This is a genomic window from Phaeobacter porticola, assembly GCF_001888185.1.
In the GTDB taxonomy this organism is placed as follows: Bacteria; Pseudomonadota; Alphaproteobacteria; order Rhodobacterales; family Rhodobacteraceae; genus Phaeobacter; species Phaeobacter porticola.
In genome coordinates this window covers 2,279,807-2,300,975 of the sequence record NZ_CP016364.1, presented here as the reverse complement: position 1 = coordinate 2,300,975, position 21,169 = coordinate 2,279,807, and the positions used below count along the sequence as shown (strand labels likewise).

The window sequence follows — 21,169 nt, the reverse complement described above, 5'->3', positions numbered from 1 at the left end:
CCTGCGTGTGTTGGAGATTTGTTCACCACTTTGGCCGTATGCTCTTGTCAGAGACTCCGCCCGGATTGCCCCGGCGGGACCCGTTTGCAAGCAGGAGACAGGCGCGTGACCTTTTCACCCTATGTGCTGGGAACCGGGATTGCCGGATGGAATTTTCTGGATCGGACCCGCGACCAGCAACAGAAGATTTTCGATAAGTCTCCGATACTTGACCGGGCTGTGAAGGATTTTTCGCAGAAGATCGAAAGCATCGAGACCGCCGATCAACTGCTGGACAACTACAATGTCCTGAAGGTCGCGCTTGGGGCTTTTGGCCTGGAAGAGGATATCGGCAACCGTGCCTTTATCAAAAAAGTGCTGGAGTCGGATCTGTCTGAGCCGACGTCCTTTGCCAACCGACTGAATGACAGCCGCTACCTTGGCATGGCGCAGACCTTTGGTTTTGGCAGTGAAGACGGCCCTCAACTGCCAAGTGCAAGTGCAGAAAAACCCTATGCCGATGTGACCAGCGCTGAGGATCTGCTGTCGAAACCCACGCTGTTGAACCAGGCGCTGAATGAATTTGGCTTGCAAAAATACGCCGGCAACGAGTTCTTTTTGATGCGGGTTCTGGAATCAGATCTGACCGATCAGGATTCTTTTGTGAACCGTCTGAGCGATACGCGCCTTGCGGATTTTGCCAGCCAATTCAAATTTAACCAGCCCCCGGAATACACCAGCAGCATGGAGGCACTGGTCGGGGAATTCAAAGCCTTGAACGATGGCGAAGGCCCGGCCAACGCGGATGAGCTGCTGGGAAATGATGACCTGCTGAATGCGATGATCGAGAGCTTCGATCTGACTTACACCAACCCTATTTTTCTAAAGCGGATGCTGGAATCCAACCCCTATGACGCGGCATCGCCTGTGAATCAGCAGGAAGATCCCCGGTATCTGGCTATGTCGCGGGCCTTTGGCTTTGGTGTGCCTGACATCGATGGTTTCTCGACCCCGGAAGAGCTGTTTGAGCATTCAGAATTGCTGGAAGAGGCCTTGGATCAGTTCAATGTCAGCAATCCAGGCGAGGATTATCTGCGTCAGGTGCTGGAATCGGACCTGTCGGACCCGAATTCCTTTGTGAACCAGCCCAGCAATCTTGCGTATTACGACTTTGCCGAGGCTTTTCAGAATGAATGGCCGACAGCGCCAAGCAAGATGAAGGTGCTGGCAGATGAAGTCGATGGAAAACTGGCAGGCTATGAAAATCCGCGTCAGTATGTCTTTGATTTTGATGCATTTGAGGCTGGACTTGATGTATTTAACATCAATGAACGCGCCCTGGATTTCAATGTGATGATCCGGGCCTTTGAATCGGATCTGTCGTCTGAAATATCCTATGCGAATTTGCACCGCGATCCAAAGCTTAAGGCGATGGCGAGTGCTTTTGCCTTTAACCCAGGCGGCAGTGACCGGACCTATCCGCCAGGCTTTGCCGAGGAAATTGCGGGCCTCTACAAGGATCAGAATTTTGAAATCGCCATCGGAGAAAGTGATCCGAACATGCGCCTTGCTCTCGCCTTCGAACGCGAGCTGCAATCGATCGCGGATGCCGGTGGCAGTGAAGACGCCCATTGGTTCGGTATCATTGGGTCGCCGCCGCTTAAGTCGTTTTTTGAGACCGCGCTTGGGTTGCCATCCAGTTTTGGGCAGCTGAGCGTGGACCGCCAGGTGACCGAGATGAAAGACCGCGCTTTTGCCTCTTTTGGCACGACCCACCCTGCCGACCTGCTAGAGGCAGATAAGCTGGATGAATTCCGCAATCGTTTCCTACTGCTGAGCGAATTGAATAGTGATCTGACGGCAACGGGGTTCTCTGATCCGATTTTTGCCCTGTTCTAACGGGCTCGCTGTCGTACGTCAGGTGAGAGAGAAAGATGCTCCAGTGGCTCCAACCCTATGAAAGGTAATAGTCCACGGGGTGCAACGGCGGCGGGGCCTCCAGTCCCAGCTTGGGGGCGATGGCGCGTTCTACTGTGCGGCATATGGCATCCAACGGCAGACCGTTGCCTGTCTCAGCAAAAGGGTGCGACAGTTCTTCCGTGACCTCGGCAAGGCCAAAGAACACATAGGCCACGATGCCAACAAAAATCGGCGTCAACCAGCCAGCCCCGTCGATCAGCGCAAAGGGCAACAGCAAGCAATAGAGATAGGTCGTGCGGAACACCAACAGCGAATAGACGTATGGCAATGGCGTGGTGGCGATGCGTTCGCAACCGGCCTGTGCCAAGGTGATGCTGGCAATACGTTCGCCAAGCGCCTTGCGGGCAAAGCCGTCGTCGGACTTGTCCGCGACCTTTGCTGTCAGCGCATCCAGGGCGGCGCAGGGCGGGTGGGGTGCGGTAGAGAAATCTGTGCCTGTCCAATTGATCACAGCTGAGGTGTCGTCCACCTTGCGCAGGCTGATCCGGTGCAGATGCAAAAAGCCCAGTGCCAGCCGTAGGATCCGTTGGCGGCTATTGGCGTCGCCGACAAACAGGTCGACCTCGCGGCTGAGGCTGCGCAGATCCGCAACCAATTGCCCCCAGAGCTTGCGCCCCTCCCACCAACGATCATAGGCTGCGTTGTTGCGAAACCCCAGAAACAGCGAAAGTGCGATGCCAAAGACTGCGAATGGCGCGGCGTTGGTATGGGGCAGGCGTATTACGCTGACATCAATCCAAAGCACAACGGCGGAGAGCGCAGACAGCCCAAGGATACGTGGCAGGATACGCGGAAGCACAGAGCCACGCAGCGCAAAGAGCAGCTGCATCAGGCCGGGTTTGTCGCGCAGGATCATCGAGGTTGGCTCCGTTCTTGAAGGTGGCAGGGACAGCCTAACGGTGATCCGGGGGCATCGCGTGGCCGAAAACGGCAGCTTGGTCGCGCTCGCGCCATAATCTATGACGCATTCGGATCCCTATCACACAGAGTTTCTGGCCTTGAGCGGCTCTGACCTATGGGCGGCTGAACGCAGAGCCACGGCCGGGCGCGCAGCGCGCGGCCATGCCCAACTGCACGGCTCTATCATTGATGGAGGGCAAGCAGGCGGGAGCCGCCGCCTGCTGTTGTGGCATTCCCAGCGATGTCGCCGTGTCAATCCAGTGCGCGCCAGCCGATATCGCGGCGGTGAAACCCTTCAGACCAGTCGATCTGATCAACCATCGCGTAGGCGCGGTTGCGGGCCTCTTGCAGGGTGTCCCCACGGGCAGTCACATTCAACACGCGGCCCCCGGTGGCCAGTACTTTGCCGGTCTCGCGTTTGGTGCCGGCATGGAACACCATATTGCTGCTGTCCTCAGGCAGGCTGTTCAGGCCCTTGATCTCGGTGCCTTTTTCATAAGCACCGGGATAGCCATTGGCCGCCATCACAACGGTGATCGCATGATCATCCGCCCAGTTCACCTGTGCCTCTGCCAGGCGACCTTCGGCGGCGGCCTGCATCAGGTCCAGCGCCTGCGCACCCAGTCGCATCATCAGCACCTGGCATTCCGGGTCGCCAAAGCGGACGTTGTATTCCACCAGTCGCGGCAAACCATCCTTGATCATCAGACCGGCATATAGCACGCCCTGATAGGGCATGCCGCGGTCTGACATCACCTTCATCGTCGGCTTTACGATCTCTTCCATCGCGCGGGCCTCAATTTCGGCTGTCAGAACCGGGGCGGGGGAATAGGCCCCCATGCCGCCGGTATTGGGGCCGGTGTCGCCTTCGCCGACACGTTTGTGATCCTGGGCTGAACCGATTGCCAGCACATCTTCGCCATCGACCAGCACAAAAAGCGAGGCCTCTTCCCCTTCCATGAACTCTTCGATCACCACCTCGGCGCCGGCACCGCCAAAGGCGCCGCCAAACATGTCGTCGATGGCCGCGATGGCCTCATCTTCGCTCATGGCGATGATCACGCCTTTGCCCGCGGCCAGACCGTCCGCCTTTACCACCGTTGGGGCGCCGTGTTTGCGCACATGGGCTTTGGCGGCCCCGGCGTCGGTAAAATGGCCGTAACCTGCGGTGGGGGCATTGGCCGCGTCGCAGACTTCCTTGGTAAAGCTTTTGGACGCTTCCAGCCGCGCTGCCGCTTCCGAAGGGCCAAAGACCAGCAGACCCGCCTCGCGCAGGCGATCCGCCACGCCTGATGCCAACGGAGCCTCTGGGCCGACGATCACAAAGTCGATGGCGTTTTCTTCTGCGAAGTTGGCCACCGCCCCGCCGTTTTCGATATCCAACGTTGCGCAATCAGCGATCTGCGCGATGCCTGCATTGCCCGGTGCCACAATCAGTTTGTCGCATTTGGGGTTTTGCATCACGGCCCATGCGAGCGCATGTTCCCGCCCGCCGCTGCCGAGGATGAGGATGTTCATGTCCGTATTCTCCGATCTGCCTGCGCCACAGCAGCCCGCATGAAATGCCGGGGCTTGCCTTGCTTGCGGCGGGTTCTATGCTGCGCGCGACTTCAAAACAAGACCAGCCTCAAGCCGCAGGAGAGCAGCCCCGCAATGTCCGACCTGTTTGACGATCCAACCCCGGACAATCAGCCGGGGCAGAATGCTCCTGAATTCACCGTTTCAGAGATCTCGGGAGAGGTGAAACGCACGTTGGAGGGTAGTTTTGGACGGATCCGGGTAAAAGGCGAGGTGGGCCGCGTGTTCAAGGCGCGCTCCGGCCATCTTTACTACGACATCAAGGACGACCGGTCGGTTCTGGCCTGCACCACCTGGAAAGGGCAGATCGCCGGATTGTCCGTGGTGCCGGAGGAAGGTCTGGAGGTGGTTGTCACCGGCCGCCTGACCGCGTTCCCGGCGCAGTCGAAATACAATATGAACGTCGAAGAGGTCGCGGTTGCGGGGCAGGGCGCGCTGATGGCGCTGTTGGAAAAACGCAAGAAGCAGCTGGAAGCCGAGGGGTTGTTTGCGTCTGAACGCAAGAAACCGCTGCCCTACCTGCCGCAGATCGTTGGTGTCGTGACCTCGCCCTCAGGGGCGGTGATCCGCGATATTCTGCATCGTCTGCGCGACCGCTTCCCGCGCAAGGTTCTGGTCTGGCCGGTCGCGGTTCAGGGGCAAAGCTCTGCGGCCGAGGTGTCCCGCGCCATCAACGGCTTTAATGCGCTGACGCCGGGCGGTGCGCTGCCGCGCCCTGATCTGATCATCGTCGCCCGTGGCGGTGGCTCGATTGAGGATCTCTGGGGGTTCAATGAGGAAATCGTGGCCCGCGCTGTGGCGGCTTCGGACATTCCGCTGATCTCGGCAGTGGGACATGAAACGGATACCACGTTGATTGATTTCGTCTCTGACCGGCGCGCGCCGACCCCTACGGCGGCGGCAGAACTGGCGGTACCTGTGCGGCTGGAGCTGCTGGGCTGGACCGAGGGGCAGGGGGCACGGTTGGTGCGCTCGGCAGGGCAGGCCGTACAGATGCGTCGCCAACGGTTGAATGATCTGTCGCGCGCGCTGCCACGGCCTGACACATTGCTAGAGACCCCGCGGCAACGATTGGACCGGATTGCCGACCGGCTGCCGGATGCGCTGATCCGGGGTGTCGATCGCCGTCGTCTGCGGCTGAGCGAAACCGCCGCCAGTCTGCGCCCGGCGACTCTGCGACAATTGGTACAGGCACGCGGCGACCAGCTGCGCAACTTGTCATCGCGTCTGAACATTCGCCCCATACAACAAGGGCTTGCTAGGCAGCAGGATCGGCTGGCGCAATTGGCGCAACGGTTGGACAACGGACAGACACAACGGTTGGACCGCTATCGAAAATCGCTTGAGTCCAGTGGCCGTCAGCTTGAGATTCTCAGCTACAAGGCGACTTTGGATCGTGGCTATGCGGTGGTCCATGGTGCGGACGGGGTGATTACCTGCGCCGCTGATGCGGCATCGCAAAGCCACCTGCAAATTGAATTTGCCGATGCAAAGATTGATGTCACCCCAATGGATGCAGGTGCTGACGCGCGGCCCAGACGCAAGGCACAGGCGGCAAAGCCGCAGGAAAACACGCCAGATAACGCAAAGCCAAGTGCCGACGATCAGGGATCTCTGTTCTAATACCGAAGCTGCGGACAGGTGGCAGATAGGGCCGATCCTATAGCAGATCTGGCCCTGTCCAGTTTATCCGTTCAGACACCAATTTTCGGACCAAGGCAGAGCATCTCTTCGCCCAGTTCTTCGGCCTCATACAGTTCAGTTGCCTCGGGGTCTCCGTCAAACTGGGCAATCAACCCGCTGTCTCCTACGGAAAACTGCCAGCATTGTGGCGTGCCGATCTCATCATAGACAAAGCAGATCTGATCGGCCTGAGGGTACCATTCGCCATCCTGGCATTGCCCGTCCAGAAACGACCAGATCACCCGGCGGCCCGGCAGGTAGCGCTCCACCCCGTAGGGCACCCCGTCAAAGCCATAAAATAGCGTGCGCCCCTGCGTGTAGCGATCAAACTGATCTGCCGTAAGCGGCGCCCCGGCCTGGACCAGACCACCGGATAGGACCACAATAAGAATCGACCCAAAAATCTGCATATGCCAATTGTGCCAGAGCAGCGCGGCTGTGACCAATGTTTCCGAGTGTGACTGCGGTGCCGACAACGGACCGCAAAGCGGCGGGCACGTGGCAGTCTGTTGCTCTGCCTCTCGCGCTGTTGCTCTGCCTCTCGCGGCGTCACCTTTGACCACGCAGGCGCGTGCGGGCAACACTGCGCATGGGACCTGGCACAGACCAGCGCCCTATGCGGGGGAGAGAGCAGCATGATTGATATTGGTGGCAGCCCATTCGGGGATATCTTGATCCTGATCGCGGCTCTGTTTGCACTGGTTTATCTTGGATTGACCGCGCGTGCGCCCGGCCCACTGCGCAGCGTGACCAAGACCGGAGCGGTGTTTCTTTTGGCGATTGTTGCCTGGCTGGGTGGTGGGCCAGTGCTGCTGGTCGTGGCGCTTGGCCTTTGTGCGGTGGGGGATTTCTGTCTCTCGCGCGATGGAGAGGGCGCGTTCATGGGGGGGGTCGGTGCCTTTGCTGCGGGGCATCTGGTCTATATTTGGCTGTTTCTTGGTCAGAACCTGAGCGACGTTGCGCGGCTAACGCAGATGCCGCAGATCTTTGGGGTGGCGGTGCTGGTGTTGGCCGGTCTGGCGATGGTTCGGCTGCTGGCACCGCGTGCAGGTGCGCTTAAGACGCCGATGCTGGCCTATGTGCCGATTATCATCGGCATGGGGCTGGCGGCACTGACTTTGCCATTGGGGGGCGCTGTTGTGGGGCTGGCGCTGGTTCTGCCTGCGGCGATTGCGTTTATGGCCTCGGACATAGTGCTCGCATTTGAAACCTTTGTGCTGGATCAGGACCATCCCGCACGCCGGATTACACCATATGTGGTTTGGCCGCTCTATTGGGGGGCACAGGTGGGGTTTTTGCTGGCATTTTACGGAGGCTGAGCGCTGTTCTCAGGGAATCCGCACGTCAGGTGCTTTGCACTTGCCGTAAAACCGCATTAGGTGTCCGCGTGATAACTCGCGAAGAACCTGTATGCGGAGGCCGAGATGGCGTTTTTCTCAAAACTGAAGGATCGGCTGTTCAAGTCGTCAACAAAGCTTGAGGAAGGGCTGGATGCCATCGTCGAGGAGGCCGCTGCGACAGCCGCGGCAGAGCCTGAACTCACGCCGGATCTGGCCCCCGAACCCACGCCGACACCAGAATCCGCGCCAAACGATGCGCCTGCTGACACGCCGATCACACAGCCTGCCGAACAAGCCAAAGAGGCGCCGACCCCCTCCACCAGCCCGGCCCAACCCATCGCCAAACCTGCTCTGAAGCCCGTCGCCGCGGCAGAGCCTGCTCCGGCCCCCGCATCGCCCGGACTCCTTGGGCGTTTGATCGGGCGCGGCAAGGTTGATGAACCACGTCGGGCCTTGGATGACGAGATGCTGGAACAGCTGGAGGATCTGTTGGTTGGTGCCGATATGGGCGTGAACACCGCGTTGCGCGTCACCGCCAATATGGCGGAGGGGCGTTTTGGAAAACGTCTTTCTACCCGCGAGATCAAGGAACTTCTGGCCGCCGAGGTGGCCCGGATCATGGAACCTGTCGCACGCCCGATGCCGATCTATGAGAAACGTCCGCAAGTGGTGCTGGTGGTTGGCGTCAACGGATCTGGCAAGACCACGACTATCGGCAAATTGGCCAGTCAGTTCAAGGCGGCAGGCAAGAAGGTTGTGATCGCGGCGGGCGACACCTTTCGTGCGGCCGCCGTTGAACAGCTACAGGTCTGGGGGGACCGTGCAGGGGTGCCGGTGCTGACCGCGCCCGAGGGGTCTGACCCGGCTAGCCTGGCCTTTGATGCGATGACGCGTGCCCAGGAGGACGGCGCAGATCTGTTGATGATCGACACCGCAGGGCGTCTGCAAAATCGCGCGGATCTGATGGAAGAACTGGCAAAAATCGTGCGGGTGATCCAGAAAAAAGACCCCAGCGCGCCGCATAATACGCTCTTGGTTCTGGATGCCACCACCGGACAAAACGCGCTGAATCAGGTCGATACCTTCCAGAAACTGGCTGATGTGTCGGGGTTGGTGATGACCAAACTGGACGGCACTGCCAAAGGGGGTGTTCTGGTGGCGCTGGCAGACCGCTTTGGCCTGCCAATCCATGCCATTGGCGTAGGTGAGCAGATCGACGATCTGGCTCCCTTCGATCCCGACGAATTCGCCGCCGCGCTGACCGGTCTGGAGAAATCCTGATCCCCAATCTATGATGGCGCCTTCTGGCTGAAGATATTTAACGTGTGAGTCCGGTCAACACTTTCATGCTGCGGTAGCAAGGGCATTGCCCGTGGAGACCTTAAGTATTGGACTGCTCAATGCCCTTGCGGATTCATCAAAGCGGCCCGTCATGCCGCGCGTGGCAAAATCAGGCTGCGAGCGTCAAATGCATCGGATCCTGCGCGCTGAGTTTCTTCGATGTCACCGACTAAAAAACCGCACGATGTTTCCAGCTGCTTGCTGTTCGCCGGCTTCATAGATTTGAAACAACTCTACAACGCCAGGAACCGGGTGAAAAACCTCAACACCCGAGCCAAATAAATTGAAATACCAAGGTTCCGCATCGTCAATGGACATCACGGGAACTGCAATGGTGACCTCCCTGAAAGGTTCGGTAACTGCAGCCTGGCCATAAGCACATGAGACGTAGCAGCGACAATCAATCCGCGCATTATGCGGCCTAGCCAGTCAAATCCTCAGCAAGCATCAGCGCATTGCCGTCTGGATCGTAAAATGTTGCGGTTTTGACCATGCCTTCGACAATGTCAGTGTCACCATCGAACTTTACTTCGGCCTGTTCCAGCTTTTGCCTTGCAGTATCCAAATCGGCGATCCCAAAAACGGGAACACAATTTCCCGGCACGGGTTTGGTATGTTCACCAAAACCGATTGCAACACCGGGTGTGTTTGTCTGCATCTCGGACCATCCTGCCTCATCAGCATGGTAAAGCAGCGCAAAACCTAACATGCGTTGGTACCACTTCGCGCTGGCGTGCCGATCTTTCACCGACATCGCAATGGTAATCGTTTTATCTACTGAAATGAGTGACATAGGCTTCCCTTATATTTCAATGTATAGTAACTATACTTTATGTACATTGGTTTGTTTGTCAACATCACTTCAAGAGCTTGGGCTTTACCAATCCTTGCGCATCTTCACGCTGGCATTCCAGGTCGGCAAGCCTCACTGCTGGCCGCAACCGGTGCTGGCAGGACCGCTTTCGTACAAAGTATGGATCATCTGATCACAATAGGATTGGTCGAACGAAACCCTGGCCATGGCCATCCATTGCGTCCAGAGTTCCGGCTTACCCAAATGGGAATATCTGCCGCCAAACTCGCCAGCCAAATCAACCGCGTTTCGAAAGAAGAAGATCAAGGCCTGCTTCGTCGTTCGTGGACGCTTCCCGTTTTGGCATCACTTCACACCCCGCGCCACTTTATAGAGATCAAACGAGACCTTGCACCGATAACGGATCGCGCCTTGTCGCAGTCGTTAAAAACTTTGGAAGCGAGAAATTGGGTGTGCCGTCAAATTGACGAACTTACGCGACCGCCTCGGTCTCGATACTCAGCAGTGAGCACTGGCAGTATCATAAGTGAAGTCACGGGGTCTGCGGTTACTTTCATCTAGTGAAACCAGTCATTTAGCTGAAGATTACGAAGGGCAGCTTGTTCCGTGTCTTGCCAGCTCACGCATTACGCAGCGAAGGCCCTTCTACCGTTTGGATGGCCGGGCAGATCTGACAGGTAGAAAGATATCTTGCGACCGCAGATTGGGTGATCCCTCGGGGAGGCCCGCCCGCCACCAGCTCCCGGATGGCCGTCCAGAGAAACCGACGGCTTGCATTCTGTCAGAGAAGAAAATAGAGGCAATATCTTACGCATAACCCTCGGGGGTTCAGGGGCGCCCCCCGGCCTTTCGTCATTGTACAAAGGTTATTTGTGTGAGCGATTGGCTGATCTCATTGGAAGGCACGGAGGCGGGGCATCATGCCGCGTTGGTGCTGGCAGTGCTGGCGGCGGTGCTGCACGCGGTGTTTGGCGCCTTGCAGAAGGGGCGATATGACCCTTGGCTGTCGCGCGGGGCAATTGATTTTTCCTACGGGATGATGGCGATGCCACTGGCGTTGTTCGTCGTGCCCTGGCCGGAACCGCACATGTGGCCAATCTTTGCTGCCGTCTGGTTGATCCATGTGGTTTACAAAATTCTTCAGGGGCTGGCCTACAGTAAGGGCAGCTATACTGTGGTCTATCCGGTGGTGCGCGGCACCGGGCCCTTGTTCACGGTGATTGGCGCCACTGTGCTGTTTGACGAGCGGTTCTTGCCCGTGCAGTGGTTTGGAGTTGCAGTTTTGCTGGCAGGTATCTTTGGTCTGGCGCTCTATAACTTTCGCAACCTGACCCACAATCGCGACACTCTTGGCAGCGCGTTGGCGCTGGCGGTGGCCACCGGCGTATTGGTGGCTCTCTACACCACCTATGATGCCTATGGCATACGGGCGACCGCGGATCCTTTTACTTTTCTTGCGTGGTTCTTCTTCATCGACGGGCTGGCGATGCCGCCTTATGCCTATATGCGCTGGCGGACGATGACGCCGCGCCCTGACCCCGGGCCTTTGATGGCGAAGGGTCTGCTCGGCGGTGTGATCGCCTTTGGCTCCTTTGGTGCCGTGATGCTTGCCACCCGGCTGGACAAGGTGGGCGAGGCGGCGGTGCTGCGCGAAACCTCGACCGTCTTTGCCGCCCTGATCGGCTGGCTGGTGCTAAAGGAAACGGTTGGTCCACGCCGGATTGCGCTGATGGCTTTGATCGCGCTGGGGGCCGTGATAGTGGAGATCGGCGGCTAGGTCGCAGATTTCGCGCAACAGGCGCTGGCGGGAACCGCTGGCAACAGACAGGAACGGCAGGATTAGAAATGGCGGGACAACCGATCAACCCAACCCTCAAGATGGTGCTGGAATTTGGCCCCTTGGTGCTGTTCTTCGTCGGGTATCTGCGGCTGCGCGATGAGTTGTTGATGATCGGCGGGCAGGAATACAAAGGCTTTATTGTTGTGACGGCCGCGTTCATTCCGCTGATGGTGCTGTCCAGCCTGGCTCTGTGGCGGCTCACTGGCCATATCTCCAAGATGCAGATCGGCACGCTGGTGATCGTGATCCTGTTCGGCGGACTGTCGGTTTGGTTCAATGATGAGCGGTTTTTCAAGATGAAGCCGACAATCCTCTATGTGACGCTTGGCAGTGCGCTGGGGGTTGGTCTGCTAAAGGGGCAGAGCTATCTCAAGCTGATGATTGAAGAGCTTATGCCGTTGCAGGACGCAGGTTGGATGATCCTGACTCGCAGGCTCTGCGTATTCTTCTTTGCGCTGGCAGTCGCGAACGAGCTGATTTGGCGTACTCAGAGCACCGACACTTGGGTCTACTTCAAAACCTTTGGCCTGTCGCTGGCGATGTTTGCCTTCTTCATGACGCAGGCGCGGGTGTTTCAGGCCTATGCGCTGCCGGATGCCGAGGTTGACGACGCCGAGTGAGCGGCGGCCTGCGCCCCATGCGGACCACCGATGTCGCATGTCGCAAGCATGCTGTCGCCTTTGATAACTGCGCACGCGGACGTGATGTGAAAGCGAACGCCAACCGCGTTCCTGGGGTGCTGTGGTCTTGACCGAAAGGCGGTTTGGGCGTATCCGAGACATATATATCGTGGCGATTTGTTACCGGATTGCGGGCCACGTAAAACAATCCCGCTAAAGAGGTCAGGATGTGAAGGACCCCCTTTCGCTTGGCCGAACGGGGGTTTTTTAATGCGCAATACGCGCAAGGAGACATGAGATGAGCGAGACCTGGAACAAGCGCACCAAACTGGTCCATAGCGGCACCCGGCGCAGCCAGTACAATGAGGTCAGCGAAGCGATCTACCTGACCCAGGGTTTTGTCTATGACACTGCCGAACAGGCCGAGGCCCGGTTCATCGAGACCGGCCCGGATGAATTCATCTATGCCCGCTACGGCAACCCAACGGTGGCCATGTTCGAAGAGCGTATTGCCGCGCTGGAGGGGGCGGAAGATGCCTTTGCCACCGCATCGGGCATGGCGGCGGTCAACGGCGCGCTTACTTCGATGCTGAAGGCGGGTGACCATGTGGTTTCGGCCAAGGCGCTGTTTGGCTCCTGTCTCTATATCCTTGAGAATATCCTGACCCGCTATGGGGTTGAAGTAACATTTGTTGACGGCACCGATCTTGACGCTTGGCGGGCGGCGCTGCGGTCGGACACCAAGGCGGTGTTTTTCGAATCCATGTCCAATCCGACGTTGGAAGTGATCGATATTGCTGCCGTGGCAGAGCTGGCCCATGCGGTCGGCGCCACTGTGGTGGTGGACAATGTGTTCTCGACACCGGTTTTCTCCAACGCGATAGAACAGGGCGCGGATGTGGTGATATACTCTGCGACCAAACATATCGACGGGCAGGGCCGGGTCTTGGGCGGTGTCATTCTGGGTACGCGTGACTTCATCCGAGGCACCGTCGAACCCTACATGAAACACACCGGCGGCAGCCTCAGCCCATTCAGCGCCTGGACCCTGCTAAAGGGGCTGGAGACGATTTCCCTGCGGGTAAATGCCCAGGCGGAGACCGCGCTGGAACTGGCGCAGGCGCTGAGCGGTCATCCGGCGCTCAGTCGGCTGATGTACCCGGGTCTGGAAGATCATGCCCAGCACGCGCTGGTGCAGCGGCAACTGGGCGGCAAAGGCGGCACTGTGCTCTCGCTGGATCTGAAGGGCGGCAAGGATGCAGCCTTTCGCTTCCTGAACGCGCTGACCATTCCGGTGATTTCCAACAATCTCGGCGATGCGAAATCTATCGCCACCCATCCGGCGACCACCACCCATCAACGTCTGTCAGAGGCCCTGAAGGACGAGTTGGGCATTACGCCCGGTCTGGTGCGTTTCTCCGTCGGGTTGGAGGATGCCGAGGATCTGATTGCGGATCTGACCCAGGCGCTGTCTGCGGCAGAATCATAAATCGGTTTCGGTGCATCAACGAAGGTGAAGGGGCAGGGTTTGCCCCCTCTCTGCCTGATGCGCCGGATGTTGCTGCGTCAATCGCCGTATTCGCGCATAACACGACGCTTTTGAATGATCCGTTTTGCGATCTGCTGCGTAACAGACTAAAACCAAACCTGCTGCTTGATAATGGGCAGCGCCAGCGGAGGTCTCTGTTTCATGAACTCTCACTCGCGTAGTATGACCAAGGCGCCTGATCGAGCGGATGCAGAAGAGGCGCTCGACCTGTTGCGCCAATGGGCCAGCGCGGCCACCGAGACCGAAATTGCCCAGTTGAACCCGGCGGTTGCACGGCTGCTCCCGGATGCACCTGCCGGCAATTATCCCGATCTGTCGCGGCACTACCCCGAGGGGTTTGTGGCTGACAGCAACTATCGCGCAACCCTGCCGGACCTGCAGAACGGTCCCTCTAGTCTGATCCGTGGTGCGCATGAGCAGATCCAGCATGTTGGGATTTCCAACTTTCGCCTGCCGATTCGCTTTCACACCCGTGACAATGGAGATTTGACGCTGGAAACCAGCGTGACCGGCACCGTCAGCCTTGAGGCGGACAAGAAGGGCATCAACATGTCCCGAATTATGCGGTCGTTCTACAAACACGCCGAGCGGACCTTTAGCTTTGAGGTGATGGAAGCGGCGCTGGATGACTATCTGACCGATCTCGAAAGCGTCGATGCCCGTTTGCAGATGCGGTTCTCGTTTCCGGTCAAGATTGAGAGCCTGCGCTCGGGACTGTCGGGCTATCAATACTATGACATCGCATTGGAAATTGTGGATCACGACGGCGAGCGGACGAAGATTATCCATCTCGATTATGTTTATTCTTCGACCTGTCCCTGCTCGCTGGAGTTGAGCGAACACGCGCGCAGTTCACGGGGGCAGTTGGCCACGCCGCATTCGCAGCGATCCGTGGCACGGATTTCTCTGGTGCAGGAACCGGGCGCGCCAGTGCTGTGGTTTGAGGATGTCATCGACCATTGTCGCTGCGCGGTGCCGACCGAAACCCAGGTCATGGTCAAGCGCGAGGACGAGCAGGCCTTTGCCGAGTTAAACGCCGCCAATCCGATCTTTGTTGAAGATGCTGCGCGGCTGTTCTGTGAGGCGCTGCAATCGGATCCTCGGGTCGGTGACTTTCGCGTTGTGGCCAGCCATCAGGAAAGCCTCCACAGCCATGATGCGATTAGCGTGCTGACGCAGGGGGCGACCTTTGCCACGCGGAGTATTGATCCCAAGCTGTTTTCCACCCTGATCCATCAAGGCTGAGAATCGGACTCTGCAGACGTGCTGGACATTGAATGAAATAAGAAACCGTCGCCCGTTTGGGCGGCGGTTTTTCTATGTCTGACGGACACTTCTGCGGTGCGGCATTTTTTTGCTGCAATGCCGCAGGAATCAAGTAAACTTGCAACCAGAAGGGGTGATTGCATATGCATTGCCCCTATCCAAAAGGCAACGGAGGTCTTGGCCAAGGCGCATTGAGCGTCTGGCACGGTGGATGACCAGCCGGTGCTTTTTTGGTTCTCGGCGCATCTGGGCCGTTGTTCAGGTTTGGCCCAATGCTGGGCGCGGCAATATCGTGGCGGTTCGATCCGCCTTACAGGAGATTTTGATGATCCCTCTACTTGACTTCACTGACCTTCCCCGGACACCTGCGGAATTGGCAGGGACGATTGTTGGGCGACAGATGCGGTTCTGGCGCGGCGCAATTGCCTTGATGGGCGCGATGCCGTCTGCGCAGATAACACTGGCGGGCCAGGTGCTCGCCGCCGGGGCAAAGTCGTCTGGTGTGAACTTGGTCGGAGCCCAAATGATGCCCGCAAGCCGCCCAGAAACGCGTGTTACCCCAGCAGCCAAACCCGCGCCGGCAGCTGCTGCCAAAACAACCCCAGCCCCCCGTCGTAAAGCGCCGCGCAAACCCGCCCGTTCCGCACAGGTGTCAGCGGCCAAGTCGACACCTGCATCCACAAGGGGGCAAGCCAAGGCCAGCGCGGCTGCGGCATCTGATTTTGCGAGCAAACGCACCCCGGGCGATGCTGAGACCACGGCTGCGACCTCGACCCGAAAAAATACCCGTGCTCCGGCAACGCCTGCGGCCATGCCAGTTAAACAGGGCGCGGAGCCCAAGTCCGCAGCTCCCAAGGCAGAAACCGCCAAACCAGCATCGAAAGCGGCCTCGTCGATGGGGGCCAAACAGGCCAGCAGCACCAGCAGTCAGGCGCTGATGGTCGGGCAGGGTGGCGGGACTGCCACAGCCAAATCTGCCACAGATACCGCCAAGACCACGCCAAAGAAGCCGACAAAACAATAACGGCAGAACATCTAGCGCGCGCGCTCTCTTGACACCGCGTCCGGTGGAGGCCAACGCTGCGCAAATGTTGGATCTACGTCCGGTTGGATATGTCATTGGCCTTTTGGTGGCCATTCTTGGGGCAACCATGGTGTTTCCTCTGGCTGTCGATTTATACGACGGGCAGGGGGAATGGCCTGTCTTTCTGGAAAGCGGGGTCATCACCATTCTTGGCGGTGGATTGATCGCGTTGAGCTGTGCCAATGGGGTACGTGAAGGGCTGACGATTCAACAGACATTTCTGTTGACCACGCTTGTCTGGGTTGCGCTGCCGTTGTTTGGCGCGATCCCTTTAATGCTTGGCGGGACTGAATTGCGTTTTGTCGATGCGTTTTTCGAGGCCATGTCCGGCCTCACAACCACTGGGTCTACTGTTATTTCCGGCCTTGACGATTTGCCGCGCGGCTTGTTGCTGTGGAGGGGGATCCTGCAATGGCTGGGCGGTATCGGCATTATTGTTGTCGCCATGGTGTTCTTGCCCGAGCTGCGGGTCGGCGGCATGCAGATTTTCAGATCTGAAGCGTTTGATACCATGGGGAAAATTCTGCCTCGCGCCCAGGCGATCGCCAAGCAGATTTCGTTGATCTATGTGGGGCTGACGATCGCGTGCATGGTGGTTTACATGTTGTTGGGACTGGAACCGTTCGATGCGCTGGTGCACGCGTTGACCACCAGTTCAACGGGTGGGTTTTCCAATTATGACGCCTCGTTCGGGGCATTCTCTGGCGCGCCGGAATATGCCGCATCCATTTTTATGATCCTCGCCGCATTGCCGTTTGTGCGCTATGTGCAACTGATAAACGGTCAATCCAAGCCCTTGTTTCGCGACAGTCAGATCAAGGCGTTTCTGGCGACAATTGCTGTTCTGGTGATCGTGACCTCCTGCGTGCTGGTCTATATCTTTCCGCACCATCCTGAACAAGCGGTGCGCGAAGCCCTGTTCAATATCACCTCCATCATTTCCGGCACCGGCTATGCCAGTGTTGACTACATGACCTGGGGCAGTTTCCTTGTGACGTTGTTCTTCTTTGTCGGGCTGATCGGCGGGTGCGCGGGATCAACTGCCTGTTCGGTCAAGATTTTCCGCTATCAGCTGCTCTTTGCTTCGATCCGGGTGCAGATTCAGCGTATTCATTCGCCGCATGGCGTGTTTGTGCCGCGCTATCAGGGGCGGGCGGTGGATACCGAGGTACTGAGCTCGGTGATCTCATTCTTTATGTTCTTTGTTGTCACGCTCGGCATTGTGGCCTGGGCGCTGGCGCTGACGGGACTGGATTTTGTGACCGCTGTGTCAGGCGCGGCAACGGCAGTTGCCAATATCGGTCCCGGTCTGGGCGACCGGATCGGGCCTTCGGGCAATTTCTCGACGCTGAACGACGGGGCGAAGTGGATCCTGAGTGCGGCGATGCTGATCGGTCGGCTGGAACTGATGGCTGTTTATGCCATTCTGACCATCCGTTTCTGGCGCAACTAGGCAGATTGTCTGTAACGCGCCGCTTTGACGCATCAATAGTGCGTGTTTCCCCGGCGTATCTATATGTATCGCTACAATCCGCAGGCTTGCCCTTGTGGGGCCGCTCGCATAAGAGGCGGGGAGTTGAAACCCGCAAGCGCACGGAGAGTTTTGCCCCATGCCCGTTCTTGTGATGAAATTCGGCGGCACATCTGTCGCCAATCCTGACCGCATCCGCCGCGCGGCGAAACGCGTCGGCGTCGAGGTGGCCAAGGGCTATAACGTGATCGTTATTGTCTCTGCCATGTCGGGCAAGACCAACGAGCTGGTCGGCTGGGTCAATGAGACCTCGCCACTGTTTGATGCGCGCGAATATGATGCCGTTGTGTCCTCTGGCGAGAATGTCACCGCCGGGCTGATGGCGTTGACCCTGCAGGAAATGGATATCCCGGCGCGCAGCTGGCAGGGCTGGCAGGTGCCGCTGAAGACCACGAGCGCCCATAGCCAGGCGCGGATTGAGGAAATCCCGCCGGAAAACATCAACGCCAAGTTCGGCGAAGGTATGCGTGTGGCCGTTGTTGCGGGTTTTCAGGGGATCAGCCCTGAGGGGCGCATCACCACGCTGGGCCGGGGGGGATCGGACACCACTGCCGTGGCCTTTGCCGCGGCGTTTGAGGCTGAGCGCTGCGATATCTACACCGATGTGGACGGGGTCTATACCACCGACCCGCGGATTTGCGACAAGGCGCGCAAACTGGATAAGATCGCTTTTGAGGAAATGCTGGAGCTGGCGTCGCTGGGCGCCAAGGTTTTGCAGACCCGCTCGGTTGAGCTGGCGATGCGTTACAAGGTGAAACTGCGCGTGCTGTCCAGTTTCGAGGAACAATCGGACGAGGCCGGAACCCTGGTCTGCGACGAGGAGGAAATCATGGAATCCAATGTTGTGGCCGGTGTGGCCTATTCCCGTGACGAAGCCAAGCTGACCGTCCAATCGGTTGCCGACCGTCCCGGTATTGCGGCGCATATCTTCACCGCGCTGAGCGAAGCGGGCGTGAATGTGGATATGATCGTGCAGGATATCTCAGATGAAGGCCGCACCGATATGACCTTCTCCTGCCCGACCGATCAGGTTGTGCGTGCAGAACAGGCATTGCAGGCGGTCAAGGAGAAGGGCGAGCTGAACTACGCGGAACTGCTGGCCGACCGCGACGTTGCCAAGGTCTCCGTGGTTGGTATTGGCATGCGTTCGCAATCTGGAGTTGCGGCGAAGATGTTCAAAGTGCTGTCGGATGAGGGCATTAACATCAAAGTCATCACCACCTCTGAAATCAAGATTTCGGTGCTTATCGACCGGAAATACATGGAACTTGCGGTGCAAGCACTGCATGATGCGTTTGAATTGGACAAGGCGGCCTGATCTGGTCCTGACCGCCTGACACCGACAACCTGTGTGAACGGCCCCCATGGCGAAGACAAGCGAATCCGAAAGTCGCAACCTATTGATGCGGTTGCGCGAGGCGATGGCTGGCGATGATGCTGGTCAGGCCCGGCTGGACAAGATTACCCAGCTTATTGCGGACAGCATGCGCTGCGAGGTCTGTTCGGTCTATCTGTTTCGAGATGACGAGACGCTTGAGCTATGCGCGACGCAGGGTCTGAACCTTGAGTCCGTTCACCAGACACGTATGCGTATCGGCGAGGGGCTGGTGGGCCGCGTGGCGCGCTATGGCAAGGTGGTGAACACGCCTGACGCCCCCAATGCCAAGGGGTTCCGTTACATGCCGGAAACCGGGGAAGAGCGCTATGCGTCTTTCCTCGGAGTGCCGATCCAGCGCCTTGGCGAAATGCTGGGCGTTTTGGTAGTACAATCAAAAGAGGGGCGCGAATTCTCTTCCGATGCGGTTTACGCACTTGAGGTGGTTGCCATGGTCATCGCTGAGATGACCGAGCTTGGCGCCTTTGTCGGCGAGGGCGCGGCCCTGTCGCCGCTGCACCAACAGCCCGTTCTGATGCGCGGTACAATCGCCCAGGAAGGCGCGGTTGAGGGCCATGTCTGGCTGCATGAACCGCGCGTTGTGGTCACCAATCCAATTGCGGATGACCCGCACCGCGAGCTGGAGCGCCTGCATGAGGCGGTTGAAGAGCTGCGCGTCGGTGTGGACAAAATGCTGGAGGTTACCCAGACCGGTGACAAGGAACAGTTGCAGGTGCTGGAAGCCTACCGGATGTTTGCCAATTCCAAGGGCTGGATGCGCCGGATGGAAGAGGACATTGGCCGGGGTTTGAGTGCAGAAGCCGCTGTGGAGAAAGAACAATCCCAAGCGCGTGCCCGGATGGGCCAGGTGCAGGATGCCTATCTGCGCGAACGTCTTAGCGATCTTGATGATCTGTCGAACCGCCTGCTGCGCATTCTGACCGGGCAGGGCAGTGAAACTGGTGCCGAGCTGCCAGAAGATCCGGTGCTGATCGCGCGTAACATCGGACCGGGAGAGCTGCTGGAATATGGCCGCAATCTGCGTGGCATCGTGCTGGAGGAGGGCTCTGTCGGCTCACATGCCGCGATCATCGCCCGCGCCTTGGCCATTCCGCTGGTCGTCCATACCAAACGCATCACCACAGAGGCGCTGAATGGCGATCACATCATGGTGGATGGCGAACAGGGTGTTGTGCATTTGCGACCCGATGATACCGTCGTCAGCGCCTTTCGTGACAAAATCGCGATGCAGGCCAAAGCGCAGGAGCGGTATGCGTCAATTCGGGATAAGCAGGCTTTGACCCGCGATGGCACCCGCGTCCACTTGGTGATGAATGCTGGGCTAATGGCGGATCTGCCTTCGCTGGAGAATTCCGGCGCCGAAGGTGTGGGCCTGTTTCGCACCGAATTGCAATTCCTGGTTCGCAATCAGATGCCGAAACGCTCAGAGTTGGTGGCGTTGTATCAGCGCGTGCTGGATGCAGCGGGCGGCAAGCGGGTGGTGTTTCGCACGCTGGACATCGGCTCGGACAAGGTGCTGCCCTATATGAAACCCACGGATGAACCCAATCCAGCCCTTGGCTGGCGGGCAATCCGGGTCGGACTGGACAAGCCTGGTGTGATGCGCATGCAGTTGCAGGCGTTGATCCGGGCCGCCAACGGACGTCCCTTGACGGTGATGTTCCCCTTTGTGGCCCAGTTCGAAGAGTTCCGCGATGCCAAGGCTGAGGTCGAAAAAACGCTGGAACGCGAGCGCCGTCTTGGTCACGCGCTGCCCTCCAAGCTGGAGGTGGGGGCGATGCTAGAGACCCCATCACTTGCCTTTGCGCCGCAAAAGTTCTTTGACGAGGTGGAGTTTCTGTCCATTGGCGGCAATGATCTGAAGCAGTTCTTTTTTGCCGCTGACCGCGAGAATGAACGGGTGCGCAAACGCTATGACACGCTGAATGTCAGCTACCTGAGCTTTATTGCGCAAATTGTTGAACGCTGCGACAATTCCAGGACACCTCTCAGCTTTTGTGGCGAGGATGCGGGGCGCCCGATTGAGGCCGTCTGCCTTGCTGCCATGGGGCTTCGGGTTCTGTCGATGCGTCCGGCTTCTGTTGGTCCGGTAAAGTCGCTGCTGATGCGTGTGGACCTGAATGAGTTGCGCAAAATCATCACCGATGCACGCCATCGCGGGGTTCAAACCGTACGCCCAGCGGTGATGCAGTATCTGCGAGAGCTCTGAACATATCGCAAGACAGCGAGGGTCAGAATTCAAAGACCGCGCGGCCTATTCCGCGCGGT

18 protein-coding genes and 1 riboswitch are annotated in these 21,169 nt (G+C 58.4%); of the genes, 13 read left to right on the top strand and 5 right to left on the bottom strand.

What is annotated here, in order from left to right:
* Window positions 1-105: 105 nt before the first annotated feature.
* Complete coding sequence (locus PhaeoP97_RS11030) at window positions 106-1,878, top strand: DUF1217 domain-containing protein (RefSeq protein ID WP_072505089.1); 1,773 nt, start codon at window positions 106-108, stop codon at window positions 1,876-1,878.
* A gap of 55 nt (window positions 1,879-1,933) precedes the next feature.
* Here the strand turns inward: PhaeoP97_RS11030 and PhaeoP97_RS11025 are convergent, their stop codons facing one another.
* Both PhaeoP97_RS11025 and purD read right to left on the bottom strand, forming a co-directional pair.
* Window positions 1,934-2,815, bottom strand: coding sequence for a bestrophin family protein (locus PhaeoP97_RS11025; protein WP_072505088.1), 882 nt, complete (start codon window positions 2,813-2,815; stop codon window positions 1,934-1,936).
* A 296-nt stretch (window positions 2,816-3,111) separates the two neighbouring features.
* Window positions 3,112-4,377 (bottom strand): phosphoribosylamine--glycine ligase, encoded by a 1,266-nt coding sequence (purD, locus tag PhaeoP97_RS11020; protein ID WP_072505087.1) that lies wholly within the window; start codon window positions 4,375-4,377, stop codon window positions 3,112-3,114.
* 135 nt (window positions 4,378-4,512) lie between these two features.
* Between purD and xseA the strand changes: the two genes are divergently transcribed.
* Window positions 4,513-6,060, top strand: coding sequence for an exodeoxyribonuclease VII large subunit (gene xseA / locus PhaeoP97_RS11015; RefSeq protein WP_072505086.1), 1,548 nt, complete (start codon window positions 4,513-4,515; stop codon window positions 6,058-6,060).
* A gap of 71 nt (window positions 6,061-6,131) precedes the next feature.
* Here the strand turns inward: xseA and PhaeoP97_RS11010 are convergent, their stop codons facing one another.
* Window positions 6,132-6,530: a hypothetical protein gene (locus PhaeoP97_RS11010; protein WP_072506437.1), complete on the bottom strand. Its 399-nt coding sequence runs from the start codon at window positions 6,528-6,530 to the stop codon at window positions 6,132-6,134.
* A 225-nt stretch (window positions 6,531-6,755) separates the two neighbouring features.
* Here PhaeoP97_RS11010 and PhaeoP97_RS11005 point away from each other — a divergent pair, with 225 nt between their 5' ends.
* On the top strand, window positions 6,756-7,439 hold the full coding sequence (locus PhaeoP97_RS11005) for a lysoplasmalogenase (RefSeq protein WP_072505085.1): 684 nt from the start codon (window positions 6,756-6,758) through the stop codon (window positions 7,437-7,439).
* Between the two features lie 105 nt (window positions 7,440-7,544).
* Window positions 7,545-8,741, top strand: a complete 1,197-nt coding sequence (ftsY, locus tag PhaeoP97_RS11000; RefSeq protein ID WP_072505084.1) for a signal recognition particle-docking protein FtsY — start codon at window positions 7,545-7,547, stop codon at window positions 8,739-8,741.
* Window positions 8,742-8,963: 222 nt separating this feature from the next.
* Here ftsY and PhaeoP97_RS20305 read toward each other — a convergent pair whose 3' ends face one another.
* The gene (locus tag PhaeoP97_RS20305; RefSeq protein WP_157891248.1) at window positions 8,964-9,119 is read right to left on the bottom strand and encodes a hypothetical protein; all 156 of its coding nucleotides are present in this window, start codon (window positions 9,117-9,119) and stop codon (window positions 8,964-8,966) included.
* 103 nt (window positions 9,120-9,222) lie between these two features.
* Window positions 9,223-9,594, bottom strand: a complete 372-nt coding sequence (locus tag PhaeoP97_RS10995; RefSeq protein WP_072505083.1) for a VOC family protein — start codon at window positions 9,592-9,594, stop codon at window positions 9,223-9,225.
* Window positions 9,595-9,633: 39 nt separating this feature from the next.
* On the opposite strand from PhaeoP97_RS10995, the gene PhaeoP97_RS10990 reads away from it, so the two are divergent.
* From PhaeoP97_RS10990 to ptsP, 9 genes are all read left to right on the top strand, one after another.
* Window positions 9,634-10,176, top strand: a complete 543-nt coding sequence (locus PhaeoP97_RS10990; protein ID WP_072505082.1) for a winged helix-turn-helix transcriptional regulator — start codon at window positions 9,634-9,636, stop codon at window positions 10,174-10,176.
* Window positions 10,177-10,489: 313 nt separating this feature from the next.
* On the top strand, window positions 10,490-11,392 hold the full coding sequence (locus tag PhaeoP97_RS10985) for an EamA family transporter (RefSeq protein ID WP_072505081.1): 903 nt from the start codon (window positions 10,490-10,492) through the stop codon (window positions 11,390-11,392).
* Between the two features lie 68 nt (window positions 11,393-11,460).
* Window positions 11,461-12,075 carry an inner membrane-spanning protein YciB gene (locus PhaeoP97_RS10980; RefSeq protein WP_072505080.1) on the top strand — a complete coding sequence of 205 codons (615 nt, stop codon included), beginning with the start codon at window positions 11,461-11,463 and terminating at the stop codon, window positions 12,073-12,075.
* A gap of 159 nt (window positions 12,076-12,234) precedes the next feature.
* Window positions 12,235-12,313, top strand: a riboswitch (SAM riboswitch).
* Window positions 12,314-12,373: 60 nt separating this feature from the next.
* The gene (gene metZ / locus PhaeoP97_RS10975) at window positions 12,374-13,564 is read left to right on the top strand and encodes an O-succinylhomoserine sulfhydrylase (protein ID WP_072505079.1); all 1,191 of its coding nucleotides are present in this window, start codon (window positions 12,374-12,376) and stop codon (window positions 13,562-13,564) included.
* A gap of 201 nt (window positions 13,565-13,765) precedes the next feature.
* Window positions 13,766-14,869 carry a GTP cyclohydrolase FolE2 gene (gene folE2, locus PhaeoP97_RS10970; protein ID WP_072505078.1) on the top strand — a complete coding sequence of 368 codons (1,104 nt, stop codon included), beginning with the start codon at window positions 13,766-13,768 and terminating at the stop codon, window positions 14,867-14,869.
* A 346-nt stretch (window positions 14,870-15,215) separates the two neighbouring features.
* On the top strand, window positions 15,216-15,914 hold the full coding sequence (locus tag PhaeoP97_RS10965; RefSeq protein ID WP_072506436.1) for a hypothetical protein: 699 nt from the start codon (window positions 15,216-15,218) through the stop codon (window positions 15,912-15,914).
* A 64-nt stretch (window positions 15,915-15,978) separates the two neighbouring features.
* Window positions 15,979-17,427 (top strand): TrkH family potassium uptake protein, encoded by a 1,449-nt coding sequence (locus PhaeoP97_RS10960; protein ID WP_072506435.1) that lies wholly within the window; start codon window positions 15,979-15,981, stop codon window positions 17,425-17,427.
* Window positions 17,428-17,584: 157 nt separating this feature from the next.
* On the top strand, window positions 17,585-18,823 hold the full coding sequence (locus tag PhaeoP97_RS10955; protein ID WP_072505077.1) for an aspartate kinase: 1,239 nt from the start codon (window positions 17,585-17,587) through the stop codon (window positions 18,821-18,823).
* A gap of 46 nt (window positions 18,824-18,869) precedes the next feature.
* On the top strand, window positions 18,870-21,110 hold the full coding sequence (gene ptsP, locus PhaeoP97_RS10950; RefSeq protein ID WP_072505076.1) for a phosphoenolpyruvate--protein phosphotransferase: 2,241 nt from the start codon (window positions 18,870-18,872) through the stop codon (window positions 21,108-21,110).
* Window positions 21,111-21,169 lie beyond the last annotated feature (59 nt).